Raw genomic sequence first — 13,192 nt, 5'->3', positions numbered from 1 at the left:
GCCTACTCCTCGACGACGTCGGCCACGACCACCGTGACGTTGTCCGGCCCGCCGGCGTGCAGCGCCAGGTCGATCAGCTTGCCGGCGCAGGCGGACCGGTCCGGGTAGGTGGTGAGCACCTCGGCCAGGGTGTCCGGGCGGACGACGTTGGAGAGGCCGTCGCTGCACAGCAGCCACCGGTCGCCGGCGCGGGGCACCATCGTCGCGTACGACGGGGAGACGTCCTCGCCCTGCAACGCCTGGGTGACGACGGCCCGTCGTGGGTGGCTGCTGGCCTGGTCCGCGGTGATGACGCCCTGGTCGACGAGCATCTGGACGAAGGTGTCGTCGCGGGTGACCTGCTTGAGCACGCCCTCGCGGAACAGGTAGGCCCGGGAGTCACCGACGTGGGCGAGGGCCAGGCAGCTGCCGGTACGGGCGAAGAGCAGGGCGGTAAGCGTGGTGCCCATGCCCTGGCGCTCGGGGTCGTCGGCGACCGCCTGCCGAATGCGGGCGGTGGCCAGCGCGATGCCGTCCTGGAGGGCCGCCACCAGAGCGTCCTCCGGTGTCTCCACGTCCAGCGGAGCGACCGCGTCGATGGTGAGCGAGCTGGCCAGGTCACCGGCGGCCATTCCGCCCATGCCGTCGGCGACGGCGACGAGCCAGGTGCCGGCGTGCAGGGCGTCCTGGTTTCCGCTGCGGATCAGCCCACGGTCGCTCGTTCCCACGGAACGCAGCTTCAGGGTCATGGGAGGCAGCCTGCCAGGCGGAGGGCGCAGTTGTCTCTAGGAGATCAGGACGACGGCGCGTGGCGCGGCCAATCTCACGTTGCCCGGCCGGCGCGACGGGGCGCGCGGCGGGACCGGCAGCCCTCGTCGCACGCCAGAACCCATCCAGTCGGATCAATTGACAGGGCGATCCGCCGCTGGAAACATCGAGCCGATACCTGGGAGCGCTCCCAGCTTTTCGGCACCACTGCACCCACCATCACTGTTCCTCTTCCCGTCCCGGAAGGACTCCCCGTGACGCCATCCCGACGCCGCCTTCTCCTGGCCGCGGCGACCACCCTGGCCCTCACCGGCGCGGGCGCCGGCGCGGCCCATGCCGACCCTCCACCGGACGCCCCCGAGCAGATCGACAACGGCGACTTCAGCGCCGGCGTGAGCCCCTGGTTCTCCTTCGGCACGGGCGCGCTCGCGGTCACCGACGGCCGGCTCTGCACCACGGTCCCCGGCGGGCTGGCCAACCCCTGGGACGCCGGCATCGGCCAGGACGGGGTGCCGCTGATCGCGGGCGCCGAATACACCCTCGGCTTCGCCGTCTCCGCCACCCCCGGCGCGGCGGTCAAGGCCGTGCTGCAGCTCGGCAGCGCCCCGTACACCACGTACGCCGCCGTGGACGCCACCGCCACCGGCACCGCCCAGCGGGTCGAGCAGACCTTCACCGTCCCGGACGACAACCCGAACGCCCAACTGATCTTCCAGGTCGGCGGCAGCGCGGCGGCGCAGACCATCTGCCTGGACGACGTCTCGCTGCGCGGCGGCGAGCCGCCCGCACCGTACGAGCCGGACACCGGGCCGCGGGTGCGCGTCAACCAGGTCGGCTACCTACCCGGCGGCCCGAAGAACGCCACAGTGGTCACCGAGGCCACCGCGCCGCTGCCCTGGCAGTTGCGCTCGGCTGCCGGCGCCGTCCTGGCCAGCGGCACCACCACCACGCGCGGCGTGGACGCCGCCTCCGCGCAGAACGTGCAGACAGTCGACTTCTCCAGCTACCGCACGCCCGGCAGCGGGCTGACCCTGACCGTCGACGGCGAGACCAGCCACCCGTTCGACATCTCCGGCACCCTCTACGACCGGTTGCGCGCCGACTCGATGCAGTTCTTCTACGCCCAGCGCAGCGGCATCGCCATCGACGGTGACCTGATCGGCGACGAGTACGCCCGCCCCGCCGGCCACCTGGACGTGGCACCCAACAAGGGTGACACCAACGTGCCCTGCCAGCCGGGCGTCTGCGACTACTCCCTGGACGTGCGCGGCGGCTGGTACGACGCCGGCGACCACGGCAAGTACGTGGTCAACGGCGGCATCGCCACCTACCAGCTGCTCAACACCTTCGAGCGGACCAAGACGGCGGCCACCGCGGCCGGCGGCGCGGGGCTCGCCGACAGCACGCTGCGGGTGCCCGAGCGCGGCAACGGCACCCCGGACATCCTCGACGAGGCCCGCTGGGAGCTGGAGTTCCTCCTGCGCATGCAGGTGCCGGCCGGCAAGCCCCTCGCCGGCATGGTCCACCACAAGATCCACGACCAGAACTGGACCGGCCTGCCGCTCGCCCCGCAGGACGACCCGCAGCCGCGTGAGCTGCACCCGCCGTCGACAGCGGCCACCCTCAACCTGGCCGCCACCGCCGCCCAGTGCGCACGGCTGTTCGCCCCCTACGACGCGGCGTTCGCCGGCCGCTGCGCCACTGCCGCGAAGACGGCCTACGCCGCCGCCAAGGCCCACCCCGCGGTGTACGCCAGCCCCACCGACGGCACCGGCGGCGGCGCGTACGACGACGGCACCGTCACCGACGAGTTCTACTGGGCGGCTGTCGAGCTGTACCTCAGCACCGGGGAGCAGACCTACCTGACCGACCTGAGCGCCTCGCCGCACCACACCGGCGACGTGTTCGACCCCCGGGGCTTCGGCTGGCAGAGCGTCGCGGCGCTCGGCCGCCTCGACCTGGCCACCGTGCCGAACGGGCTGCCGGCCGCCGAGCTGACCCGGGTCCGCGCCTCGGTCACCGGCGCCGCCGACGCGTACCTCGCCGAGCTGCGCCGGCAGGCGTACGGGCTGCCGATGCCCGGTGACGCCAACAGCTACTTCTGGGGCGGCAACAGCAGCATCATCAACAACGCCATCGTCCTGGCCACCGCCTTCGACCTGACCCACGACGCCAAGTACCGCGACGGCGCCGTCCAGGCGATGGACTACATCCTCGGCCGCAACGCCCTGAACATCTCCTACGTCACCGGCTGGGGCGAACACAGCGCGCAGAACCAGCACAGCCGGATCTTCGGCCACCAGCTCAACCCCGACCTGCCCCGCCCGCCCGACGGCTCCCTCGCCGGTGGCGCGAACGCGGCCCTGCAGGATCCGTTCGTGGCGCAGTTGCTCGCCGGCTGCGCGCCGCAGTTCTGCTACGTCGACGACATCAACTCGTACTCGACAAACGAGGTCGCGATCAACTGGAACTCGGCGTTGGCCTGGATCTCCTCGTTCCTGGCCGACCAGGGCGACGCCGGCGCGGTGCCGGCCACCACCTGCTCGGTGAGCTACGCCAACTACGGCGCCTGGCAGGGCGGCACCGGATTCACGGCGCAGCTGACCGTGCGCAACACCGGTGCCACCGCCGTCAACGGCTGGAGCGTGCGGTTCGCGTTCACCGGTGACCAGCGCGTCCGCGAGGCGTGGCTGGCGAAGGTCACGCAGGCCGGCGCGACGGTCACCGCGAAGAACGAGTCGTACAACGCCAAGATCGCACCCGGCGGCACTGTGACGTTCGGCTTCAACGCGACGACCGGCGGCGGCGCCAACCCGAGCCCGGGTCTGGTCACCGTCAACGGAAACGCCTGCTCGCTGTCCTGAGCACGCACGGCTGGTGGCCGCCCTCCCCCGGGCGGCCACCAGCTCGGCTGGACCCGCGTACCTACCATCGTGGGCATGGATGGACGAGCGTGGATCCTGGCCGGGGCTGCGGCGGCCCTCCTGCTGGCCGCCCTGCTGGTCGTCGCACTGCGGCGCCGTCGCCGTACCCGGGCCCACGGGCCCGAGGAGACGATGCGCCGGGCCCGCCAGGCGATCCGGGCCAGCGGGCACGAGCAGCGCCGGCAACGCCGTGGCAGCCTGCGCGGCAAGGGGTACGGCGGAAACGACAGCCAGGCCTCCAACAGTGGCGTCGCCAGCGACTCCGGCGGGATGCCCTGACGTCCGCTTCCATTCGTCGACACGACGGGCGGCGGCCCGGACCCCGACGGGGGTTCGGGCCGTCTCTTCCGGTGAGCGGTCCAGTCACCTGACCAGAGATCCATGACCGGATTACCTGTCCTCGGAGGTGGAGCCGTGCCCATGGACGACGGACCCGTGACGCCAGCACTGATGATCTGGACCGCACGAAGGGTGATCAACCAGCATCACAGGCCGCCGAGCCGCTGCGCGCAGTGCCAGGACGACGGGTGCGAGATGTTGACGTGGGCGCGGGACGCGCTCGAGACGTACCGGAGTTGATTGAGCTGGAGCCAGCCCGGCCGCCATGGGGCGAAGGAGCACCGGGCGGCCGGCAACCGGCCAGCCGAATGCGAAAGCCTCCCCGCACGAGCCGCCGAAGTTGTCGTACACCTGTTCTATTGTCGGTCCATGTTGGAGGAGTTGGCGCAGGCGGAAGCGGCGGTCGCCGCGTGCGTCGACGCGCCGGCCTGGGCTCTCACCGAGCCCGACCTGGTTGCGGCTCTCGACGCCGCCCACCGACTTGAGCAGCGTCTGGCGGCCGTGCAGCTGACCCTGGTGCGTGAGCTGGACGGCCGGGGGACGGCCCAGGCGCAGGGCGCGTCCTCGACTGCCGTCTGGCTGCGCGACCGGCTACGGCTCACGGTTCCCGCCGCCCGCCGACTGGTCGACCTCGCCAGGGCGCTGGACAGCGGAGCACCGGGGGTGCGGGCGGCCCTGGCCAGTGGGGCCATCAGTGTGGAGCAGGCCCGGGTCATCGGCGACACGGTCGGCACCGTGCAGGCCGCCGCCGGCGCCGAGGCCGCCGACAAGGCGGTCGGCGTGCTTGTCGAGTGGGCCGGGCAGTTCGAGCCGACCCTGCTGCGCAGGCTCGGCACCCGGATCCTCGACCACGTGGCCCCGGAGGTCGCCGAGGCCGCTGCCCGGGCGGCTCTGGAGGCGGAGGCCCGCCGATCCGCCCGGGATCGTCATGTCACCCTGTCCGAGCTGTCGGATGGCCGCCTGCGGTTGACCGGCAGCCTGGACGCCGAGGCCGCCGGCCTTCTGCGCGCGGCGATCGACCCGTTGACCGCACCGTCGGGCCCGGACGATTCGCGCAGCCCCGGGCAACGCCGCCACGACGCGCTCGCCGACCTCTGCCGCCTCACCCTGCGCACTGACGAGTTGCCCGAGCACGGCGGCGAACCCGCCCAACTCGTGGTCACCACCAGCTTCGACGCGCTGGCGCGGCACCTCGACGTGGGAACACTGGACACCGGCCTCCGACTCACTGCGGAGACGGTTCGCCGTCTCGCCTGCGACGCGGCGGTCCTTCCCGCTGTCCTCGGCAGCGCCGGTCAGGCACTGGACGTGGGTCGGCAACGCCGCCTCGTCACCGGGCCGCTCCGACGCGCCCTGGTCCTGCGCGATCGTGGCTGCGCCTTCCCGGGCTGCGACCGCCCGCCACGCTGGTGCGACGCCCACCACATCCGGCACTGGGCGGACGGAGGTGACACCAGCCTCGCCAACTCGGTGCTGCTCTGCGGGCACCACCACCGACACGTCCACCGCGGCGAGTGGGCCGTTCGCCTCGGCCGCGACGGTCACCCCGAGTTCGTCCCGCCGGCCTGGCTCGACCCCACCCAGGTCCCCCGCCGCAACCTCTACCACCGGCGGACGTGACCGAAGCCCGTCCGGCCAGGCACGACGAGCCTGGCCCTCGGGTCCGCCCATCGCAGCGGGGCGATGTGATCGAGGTCGCGTCGTCCGGGGCCGTCGACTCCGCCCGGCCTGCCTAGCGTCGCCTCCATGACGGTCAACGGCGACACGTTCGAACGGGCCACCGGAAACAACCGGCCCACGCACCGCAGCCAGGCCAGCGACGGCGACGGCGACCCACAGCGAACGGGTCGTCGACCTCGCCTCAGGCATGGTCATTTCGCGCTGATGCGGGGCGTGTCGCCGCTGCCGCCGTCCGGACGGCTGCGTACCCACTCCCTCGCCACACTGGCGAACACCGTCGGCTCCGGACTGTGGCTGACCGGTGGGGCCCTCTACCTCACTCGGGACGTGGGACTCTCCGCCGCCCAGGTGGGCGCCGGGCTCAGCGTCGCGGGACTGGTCGGCTTGACCGCCAGCGTCCCGCTCGGAGGTCTGGCCGACCGACGCGATCCACGTACGCTGCGGGCAGTTCTGCAGGTGCTCCAGGCGGTGGTCGCGGCAACGTACCTGCTGGTCGGCTCGTTTCCGGTGTTCCTCGTCGTCGCGGTGCTCGATCTGCTGCTGGCCTCGGGCAACCTCGCGGTCCGCGCCGCGCTGATCGCCGCGGTCGCCGGCCCGCAGGGGCGGGTGCACGCCTTCGCCACGCTACGGGCGGTGGCGAACCTGGGCATTGGGGTCGGGGCGGGTCTGGCCGGGTTCGCGCTGGTGGCCGACACACACCAGGCGTACCAGATCCTGATGGCCGGCAACGCGGCCACCTATCTCGTGTCGGCGGCGCTGCTGTTGCGACTGCCGGCCTATCCCCCGGTCGCGCAGCCCACGACCCTGCCGGCCCCCACCGCGCAGGCCCCCACCGCGCAGGCCCAAACCGCGCAGGCCCCACCCGCGCAGCCGCCCACCGCGCAGGCCCAAACCGAGCAGGCCCCAACCGCGCAGCCGCCCACCGCGCAGGCCCAAACGGCGCAGGTCCAAACCGCGCAGGCCCCACCCGCGCAGCCGCCCAATGCTCCGGCTCCGACGGCCGCTGCCCGCCGTGTCCGGCCGCTGCGCGACGGTCGTTTCCTCGCGGTGAGTGGCGCGTCGGCGGTACTCGCTCTCCACCAGACGGTACTGACGCTTGTGGTGCCGCTCTGGGCGGTGACCGTGGTCGGAGCGCCCCCGCCCGTCGTGGCGGCGGTGCTGCTGACCAACACGGTGCTCACCGTCCTTCTGGCCGTGCGGCTGAGCCGGGGTGCGGACACCGCCGCTCCGGCGGCGCGGACGATGCGTCGGGCCGGGCTGGTGCTGGCCGCCGCGATGCTGCTGTACGCGGCCACCGCCCACCTGCCCACCGCTGCTGCTGTCGCACTGCTGCTGGCCGCCACCGTCGTCTACACCGCCGGCGACCTGTGGCACGGCGCTGGCGGAGCGGGACTCGCCTACGATCTCGCTCCGCCGGACGCGGTCGGCGCCTACCAGGGAGCGGACGGAATGCTGGCGGGTCTGGCCCGCGCCGCCGGCCCGGCCCTGTTGACGCTCGTGGTGCTCGACGGCGGGATTCCCGGCTGGCTGGCCGTCGGCGCGCTCTTCGCCACGGTGGGCCTGGCCAGCCCCGCGCTGACCCGGTGGGCCCTGGCCGACCGCCCGGGCGCCCCACCCCGCCAGGCATGAGCCCCCGGGGCACTCGGTGGCCGGCCGAGCACAGCACCGGGTGGGCGGTGGCCGGCCACCCGGGGCAGGAGACCCGGCAGGCGCTGGTCGGCCGCCGGGCACCCCACGCCGTCGGGTATCAACCCGGCTGACCGTGGCCGACCGCCCCGGGTATGAACCCCGGATGGCGCCGGCCGCCCGCGTCCCGGGCGTGCCTCGCGGGCAGGACCGATCGGCCGACCAGCGCCCTCCGGGATCGGTCAGCCGATCTCCTCGTCGACGAAGCACCAGCGCCAGTCCTCGCCCGGCTGGGCCGAACGGATCACCGGGTGGCTGGTGGCCGCGAAGTGCTTGCTCGCGTGCTGGTTCGGCGACGAGTCGCAGCAGCCCACCTGCCCGCAGCTCAGGCAGGTACGCAGGTGCACCCAGTACGTGTTGCCGATGGCCACGCAGTCGGCGCACTCGTCGGGGGTGCGCGGCTCGGCGGTGCCGGCCTCGGTCAGGTGCTGACAGCTCACTGCTCGACCTCCTGCCGCAGCAACGACTCTTCCAGGTCCAGGTCACGATAGGCCCGCACCAGCACCTCCTCAGGAATTCGACCGGAGTCCCGGGCGGCCCGGAACACGTCCCGCTCGGCGTCGATCATCTGTTGTCGGAGCCGACCGTACGCCTGCGACGGGGTTTCCCGCTCGTTCCCACCGAGCCGTTCCCACGCCATGTTGGTGCGGTCCTCCACCACCCGGCGCAGCCGGTCCACCACCGGCGGGGGCGCGCCCTCGGCCAACTCCTCCAGCCGGTCCCGCGCGGCCTTGCTGGCCTGCTGCTGCACCCCGGCGGCCGACAGGGCGTCCTGTACCGGGTCGTCCTGGGGCAGTTTCAGGCGACGGGCCACCAACGGCAGCGTGGCGCCCTGACCGACGAGCGTGACCACGATCACCGCGAAGGCCAACCAGATGAACAGGGCCCGGGGGTACGGCTCGTCGTCGGCCAGGGTCAGCGGCAGGGCCAGGGCGGCGGCGAGCGTCACCACGCCCCGCATCCCGGCCCACCCGATGACGACCGGGAACTTCGGCGACGGGGCCGGGTCGCGGCGACGGATCCGGGGTACCAGCCGAGCCAGGTAGGTGGCCGGGAAGAGCCAGACGAAACGGGTCAGGAAGACGGTGGCGAGCACCGCGACGGTGATGAGGACGAGCGAGCCGGCCGGCTCGTCGAGGTCGCGCACCACCTCCCGCAGCTGCAGCCCGACCAGCAGGAAGACCAGTCCCTCCAGCAGGAACCGGACCAGCCGCCAGAACGCGCCGACCTGCAACCGGGAGGCTGCCGAGAGCAGTTGGGACAGCTTGTGGCCGAGCGCCAGCCCGGTGACCACCACCGCGACCACGCCGGAGGAGTGCACCGCCTCGGCGGCGAACACCACCGCGAACGGGATGATCAACGACAGCGCGTTGTCCAGCAGCGGGTCGGTGATCCGTCGGTGCAGGAAGCCGAAGACCACCGCGCCGAGCGCGCCGATCAGGATGCCGCCGCCGGTGGCCCGCAGCACCTGAAGGCTGACGTCCGCGGCGCCGACCGCCGAGCCGGCGGTGGCCATGGTGGCGACCCGCAGCAGCACCAGCGCGGTGGCGTCGTTGACCAGGCTCTCCCCCTCCAGGATGGTGACCACCCGGCGGGGCAGTCCGACCCGACGCGCGACCGCCGTGGCGGCCACCGCGTCCGGCGGCGCGACCACCGCGCCGAGGGCCAGGCAGATCGCGAACGGCACCTGCGGCAGCAGCAGGTGCAGCACGAACCCGACCACGAACGCGGTGAAGAGCACCAGGCCGACCGCGAGCAGCAGGATGGGCCGAATGTTGTTCTTGAACGCCGGCACCGACGTCTCCAGCGCGGCGACGTAGAGCAGCGGCGGCAGGATGCCGACAAGCACCAACTCCGGGTCGAGCTCGACGTGCGGGACGCCGGGCACGAAGGAGAGCGCCAGGCCGAGCACGACCAGCACGATCGGCGCGAGCAGGCCGAGCCGGCGGGCGAGCGCGGCGCCGAGGGTGGCGATCGCCAGGAAGACGACGACCGGAAACAGGCTTTCCATGGGGTACGAGCCTAGGGGTGCGACAGACCGGACCCTGATCAGCCGGTCGGCCGCAGCTTCGGCAGCACCTCGGCGCCGAACGCGTCGATGAACCCGCGCTGCTCCTGCCCCACGTGGTGCAGGGCGATCTGGTCGAAGCCGAGCGCCGCGTACTCCTCCAACCAGCCGACGTGCCGGCCCAGGTCGGCCGAGACGTTCACCACCTGCGCGATCCGCTCGGGCGGCACGTCGGCCGAGACCACGTCGAAGTGCTCGACGGTCTCCAGGTCCCAGCAGACCGGAGGGGCGAAGACGTTGCTGCGCCACTGGTCGTACGCGAGCGCCTCGGCCTGCGCCTGCTCCGGCGCCCAGGAGACGTGCACCTGGAGGTGCAGTGGGCCGCGCCCGCCGGCGTCCCGGTACGCGTCGATCATCTCTCGCAGGTGGGCCACCGGAGCGTTCACGGTGATCAGCCCGTCGGCCCACTCGGCGCACCAGCGGGCGGTGGCCACGCTGACGGCGGCGCCGACGAGCGCGGGCGGCTCTTCGGGGCGGGTCCACAGCCGGGCCCGGTCGACCCGGACCAGACCGTCGTGGCTGACCTCCTCGCCGGCCAGCAGCGCCCGGATCACGTCCACGCACTCGCGCAGCCGGGCGGTGCGGACGTCCTTGCGCGGCCAAGGGTCGCCGGTGATGTGCTCGTTGCTGGCCTCGCCGGTGCCCAGCGCCGCCCAGAACCGGCCCGGGTACATCGCGCCGAGGGTGCCGATCGCCTGGGCGATGATCGCCGGGTGGTAGCGCTGACCGGGGGCGTTGACGACGCCGAACGACATGCCGGTGGCCTGCAACGCGGCACCCAGCCAGGACCAGGCGAAGCCGGACTCACCCTGCCGGGCGCTCCACGGGGAGAAGTGGTCGGAGCACATGGCGGCGTCGAAGCCGGCCCGCTCGGCGTGCATCACCGCCTCCAGCAACGCGCGGGGAGGGATCTGCTCGTGGGAGGCGTGGAATCCGAACGACGTCATGGGCGCACTTCCTACCCATGACGTCGTTCGCTGATGCGTACCGCTTCGGAAGCTACTCGGCGTGCGCGCCGGCGCCGGCGGAGGCCGCGCCCTCACCCACCCAGACGGTCTTGGTGTTGCAGAACTCCCGCATGCCCAGTTCGGACAGTTCCCGCCCGTAGCCGGAGTTCTTCACACCGCCGAACGGCAGCTCCGGATAGGAGGTGGTCATCCCGTTGATGAAGACGTTGCCGGCGTCCAGGTCGGTGGCGAAGCGCTCCTGCTCGGCCGTGTCCCGGGTCCAGGCGTTCGAGCCGAGCCCGAAGCTGGTGCCGTTGGCGACCTCGATCGCCTCGGAGTACGAGGACACCCGGTACAGGCCGGCCACCGGGCCGAAGACCTCCTCGGACCACATCCGCATCTCGGGCGTCAGGTCGGTGACCACCGTCGGCGGGTAGTACCAGCCGTCGCCGGTCGGCAGCTCGCCGCCGCAGAGCACTGTCGCGCCCTGGTCCGCCGCGTCGCGCACCTGAGCGTGCACCTCGTCGCGACCCCGTTCACTGGCCAGCGGGCCCACGTCGGTGTCCGGGTCCATCGGGTCGCCGACGCGCAGCGCGGCCATGTTCGCGGCGAACTTCTCGGCGAACGCGTCGAAGACGTCGGTGTGCACGATGAACCGCTTCGCCGCGATGCAGGACTGGCCGTTGTTCTGGCAGCGGGCGGTGGTGGCCACCTCGGCGGCCCGATCCACGTCGGCCGAGGGCATCACCACGAACGGGTCGCTGCCGCCCAGCTCCAGCACGGTCTTCTTCAGCTCCCGGCCGGCGATCTGGGCGATGGAACGCCCGGCCGCCTCACTTCCGGTGAGGGTGGCGGCGCGTACCCGGGGATCGGCGAGGATCCGCTCGACGGCGTCCGAGCCGACAAGCACTGTGGTGAACGCCCCTTCGGGGAAGCCGGCGCGACGGAACACGTCCTCCAGCAGCAGTGCCGTCTGCGGCACGTTCGAGGCGTGCTTGAGCAGGCCGGTGTTGCCGGCCATCAGCGCCGGGGCGGCGAAGCGCATCACCTGCCAGAGCGGGAAGTTCCACGGCATCACCGCGAGCACCACGCCGATCGGCTGGTAGCGGATGAACGCCCGGGTCGCCTTGACGGCGGCGGCGTCGGCCGGCTGGTCGGCGAGGAACCCCGGCGCCCGGTCGGCGTAGAAGCGGGCCGCCGTGGCGCACTTGGTCACCTCGGCCTGTGCGGCGACGAACGTCTTGCCCATCTCCGTGGTCATGATCCGGGCGATCTCGTCGCGCTCGGCGTCCAGCAGGTCGGCGGCGGCGTTCATCCACCGGGCGCGCTTGTCTACTGTCGTCTCCCGCAACTGCCGGTACGCGAGGTCGGCGCGCTCGATGGCGGCGTCGAGCTGCTCGGTGGACATCGCCTCATAGGTCTTGAGCACCTGTCCGGTGGTGGGGTTGGTGGTGGCGATGTGGGGCATCTCGTCCTCCTGTCACTCGAACAGCGAGTGTCGTACGCCTGGCTCCTCGCGGCGGCGAGCGGCGCGGCGGCGCTGGATCACGACCAGATCGACCACGGCGACCACGGCGAAGATCGCGCAGAGCACGCCGAGCCAGGCGAGCCCGGCCCAGAACGCCAGCACCGCGAACACCACCATGATCACCAACCCGAACCCGGCGAGGGTGAGCCTGAGGTTCAGCGCGCTGTACGCGTGGCCGACCGTGCCACGGGCGCGCCGGGGCTGCGATCTCGTCATACCGCCTGATCTACCCCCGATCGGCGTCGTTAACCGGTAGCCGTCCCCCGCGCTGGCGGCGCTTATAGCACTCCGGCGGCAGCTTTGACGGCACTCGGCCGCATACCCGACAGCAACTTCGCGCCGCACCACGTCCAGCGCATAGAGTTACCGCGCTGTCGCTCTGTGCTGCGAGACGGGGGATGCCATGCCTCGACGCTGGGTCGCCGCCCTGGCCTGTCTCGCCGCGCTTGTCGCGCTGGCCTGCGAGGGCGGCACGTCGGCCTCCCCCCGCCCCACGAAGAGCCCTCCGGCGTCCGGCGGACCCGGCGGCATCGCCGCTCTCGGCGACTCGATCAGCACCGGCTTCGCCTCCTGCCTGGTGCTCACCTCCTGCGAGCGCAACTCCTGGTCGACAGGGGACGGCCTGCGGGTGCAGAGCCACTACCGCCGGCTGCTGGAGCAGAGTTCCGCGATCCGCGGTCGGGCGTACAACCACGCCCGGCCCGGGGCCCGCGCCGACGCCCTCGAAGGCCAGGCCCAGGCAGCGGTACGCGACCGGCCCGACTACGTCACCGTGCTGATCGGCGCCAACGACATCTGCCGGGGCGGCGTGGACGCGATGACCCCGGTGGCCCAGTTCCGGGCCGACGTCGACAGGGGTCTGCGGGTGCTGCGCACCGGCCGGCCGAAGGCCCGGGTGCTGGTGGTGAGCATCCCAGACCTCTACCGGCTCTGGGAGGTCGGGCACGGCGACGCGCGCGCGGCACGCGCCTGGCGGCGGGGCATCTGCCCGGCCCTGCTGGCCAACGCGACGTCGACGGCGCCCGCCGACAAGGCCCGCCGGGCCGCCGTCCGGGACCGCATCGACGCGTACAACGCGCAGTTGGTGGCGGCCTGCCGGGCGTACGGCTCACGGTGCCGGCACGACGGCGGCGCCGCGCACAAGGTCCGCTTCACCCTCGACCTGCTCAACCCGCTGGACTGGTTCCACCCCAACGCCACCGGCCAGGGCCGGCTGGCCGAGGTGACCTGGCGCTCCTCCGGCCTGGCCGACTGAACCGCCCCGCGCGGGGGC

General features: G+C 72.8%; 11 protein-coding genes. 5 read left to right on the top strand and 6 right to left on the bottom strand.

The features are described 5' to 3' along the window. Positions 1 to 2: 2 nt before the first annotated feature. Positions 3 to 728: a PP2C family protein-serine/threonine phosphatase gene (locus MILUP08_RS12235; RefSeq protein ID WP_007458011.1), complete on the bottom strand. Its 726-nt coding sequence runs from the start codon at positions 726 to 728 to the stop codon at positions 3 to 5. A 273-nt stretch (positions 729 to 1,001) separates the two neighbouring features. On the opposite strand from MILUP08_RS12235, the gene MILUP08_RS12230 reads away from it, so the two are divergent. From MILUP08_RS12230 to MILUP08_RS12215, 4 genes are all read left to right on the top strand, one after another. Beyond that, on the top strand, positions 1,002 to 3,611 hold the full coding sequence (locus MILUP08_RS12230; protein ID WP_007458009.1) for a glycoside hydrolase family 9 protein: 2,610 nt from the start codon (positions 1,002 to 1,004) through the stop codon (positions 3,609 to 3,611). Between the two features lie 75 nt (positions 3,612 to 3,686). After that, positions 3,687 to 3,950, top strand: coding sequence for a hypothetical protein (locus MILUP08_RS12225; RefSeq protein ID WP_007458007.1), 264 nt, complete (start codon positions 3,687 to 3,689; stop codon positions 3,948 to 3,950). Positions 3,951 to 4,379: 429 nt separating this feature from the next. Beyond that, positions 4,380 to 5,630 (top strand): HNH endonuclease signature motif containing protein, encoded by a 1,251-nt coding sequence (locus MILUP08_RS12220; protein ID WP_007458005.1) that lies wholly within the window; start codon positions 4,380 to 4,382, stop codon positions 5,628 to 5,630. Positions 5,631 to 5,894: 264 nt separating this feature from the next. Continuing rightward, complete coding sequence (locus MILUP08_RS12215; protein WP_144057106.1) at positions 5,895 to 7,319, top strand: MFS transporter; 1,425 nt, start codon at positions 5,895 to 5,897, stop codon at positions 7,317 to 7,319. Between the two features lie 239 nt (positions 7,320 to 7,558). On the opposite strand, the gene MILUP08_RS12210 is transcribed toward MILUP08_RS12215, so the two are convergent. The 5 genes from MILUP08_RS12210 to MILUP08_RS12190 are packed head-to-tail and all read right to left on the bottom strand — an operon-like array spanning position 7,559 to position 12,135. Continuing rightward, a complete protein-coding gene (locus tag MILUP08_RS12210) occupies positions 7,559 to 7,816 on the bottom strand; it encodes a UBP-type zinc finger domain-containing protein (RefSeq protein ID WP_007458001.1) in 258 nt (85 codons plus the stop codon). Beyond that, entirely contained in the window at positions 7,813 to 9,387 is a 1,575-nt protein-coding gene (locus tag MILUP08_RS12205) for a Na+/H+ antiporter (protein ID WP_007457999.1), read from the bottom strand. The genes MILUP08_RS12210 and MILUP08_RS12205 overlap by 4 nt, the downstream gene beginning before the upstream one ends. 38 nt (positions 9,388 to 9,425) lie before the next feature. Beyond that, on the bottom strand, positions 9,426 to 10,391 hold the full coding sequence (locus tag MILUP08_RS12200) for a TIGR03885 family FMN-dependent LLM class oxidoreductase (RefSeq protein WP_007457997.1): 966 nt from the start codon (positions 10,389 to 10,391) through the stop codon (positions 9,426 to 9,428). A 52-nt stretch (positions 10,392 to 10,443) separates the two neighbouring features. Next, the gene (locus MILUP08_RS12195) at positions 10,444 to 11,859 is read right to left on the bottom strand and encodes an NADP-dependent succinic semialdehyde dehydrogenase (RefSeq protein WP_007457995.1); all 1,416 of its coding nucleotides are present in this window, start codon (positions 11,857 to 11,859) and stop codon (positions 10,444 to 10,446) included. A gap of 12 nt (positions 11,860 to 11,871) precedes the next feature. After that, positions 11,872 to 12,135: a DUF6343 family protein gene (locus MILUP08_RS12190; RefSeq protein ID WP_007457994.1), complete on the bottom strand. Its 264-nt coding sequence runs from the start codon at positions 12,133 to 12,135 to the stop codon at positions 11,872 to 11,874. A gap of 187 nt (positions 12,136 to 12,322) precedes the next feature. On the opposite strand from MILUP08_RS12190, the gene MILUP08_RS12185 reads away from it, so the two are divergent. Continuing rightward, on the top strand, positions 12,323 to 13,174 hold the full coding sequence (locus MILUP08_RS12185; RefSeq protein ID WP_007457992.1) for a GDSL-type esterase/lipase family protein: 852 nt from the start codon (positions 12,323 to 12,325) through the stop codon (positions 13,172 to 13,174). Positions 13,175 to 13,192: the final 18 nt, after the last annotated feature.

Source organism: Micromonospora lupini str. Lupac 08, from assembly GCF_000297395.2.
Taxonomy (GTDB): Bacteria; Actinomycetota; Actinomycetes; order Mycobacteriales; family Micromonosporaceae; genus Micromonospora; species Micromonospora lupini.
Note: the sequence above shows the minus strand (reverse complement) of the source record. Positions and strands in the feature narration are given on the sequence as shown.

Coding starts and splice junctions, on each gene's coding strand:
- MILUP08_RS12235 (WP_007458011.1), bottom strand. CDS start 728: ATGACCCTGAAGCTGCGTTCCGTGGGAACGAGCGACCGTGGGCTGATC.
- MILUP08_RS12225 (WP_007458007.1), top strand. CDS start 3,687: ATGGATGGACGAGCGTGGATCCTGGCCGGGGCTGCGGCGGCCCTCCTG.
- MILUP08_RS12220 (WP_007458005.1), top strand. CDS start 4,380: ATGTTGGAGGAGTTGGCGCAGGCGGAAGCGGCGGTCGCCGCGTGCGTC.
- MILUP08_RS12215 (WP_144057106.1), top strand. CDS start 5,895: ATGCGGGGCGTGTCGCCGCTGCCGCCGTCCGGACGGCTGCGTACCCAC.
- MILUP08_RS12205 (WP_007457999.1), bottom strand. CDS start 9,387: ATGGAAAGCCTGTTTCCGGTCGTCGTCTTCCTGGCGATCGCCACCCTC.
- MILUP08_RS12200 (WP_007457997.1), bottom strand. CDS start 10,391: ATGACGTCGTTCGGATTCCACGCCTCCCACGAGCAGATCCCTCCCCGC.
- MILUP08_RS12195 (WP_007457995.1), bottom strand. CDS start 11,859: ATGCCCCACATCGCCACCACCAACCCCACCACCGGACAGGTGCTCAAG.
- MILUP08_RS12190 (WP_007457994.1), bottom strand. CDS start 12,135: ATGACGAGATCGCAGCCCCGGCGCGCCCGTGGCACGGTCGGCCACGCG.
- MILUP08_RS12185 (WP_007457992.1), top strand. CDS start 12,323: ATGCCTCGACGCTGGGTCGCCGCCCTGGCCTGTCTCGCCGCGCTTGTC.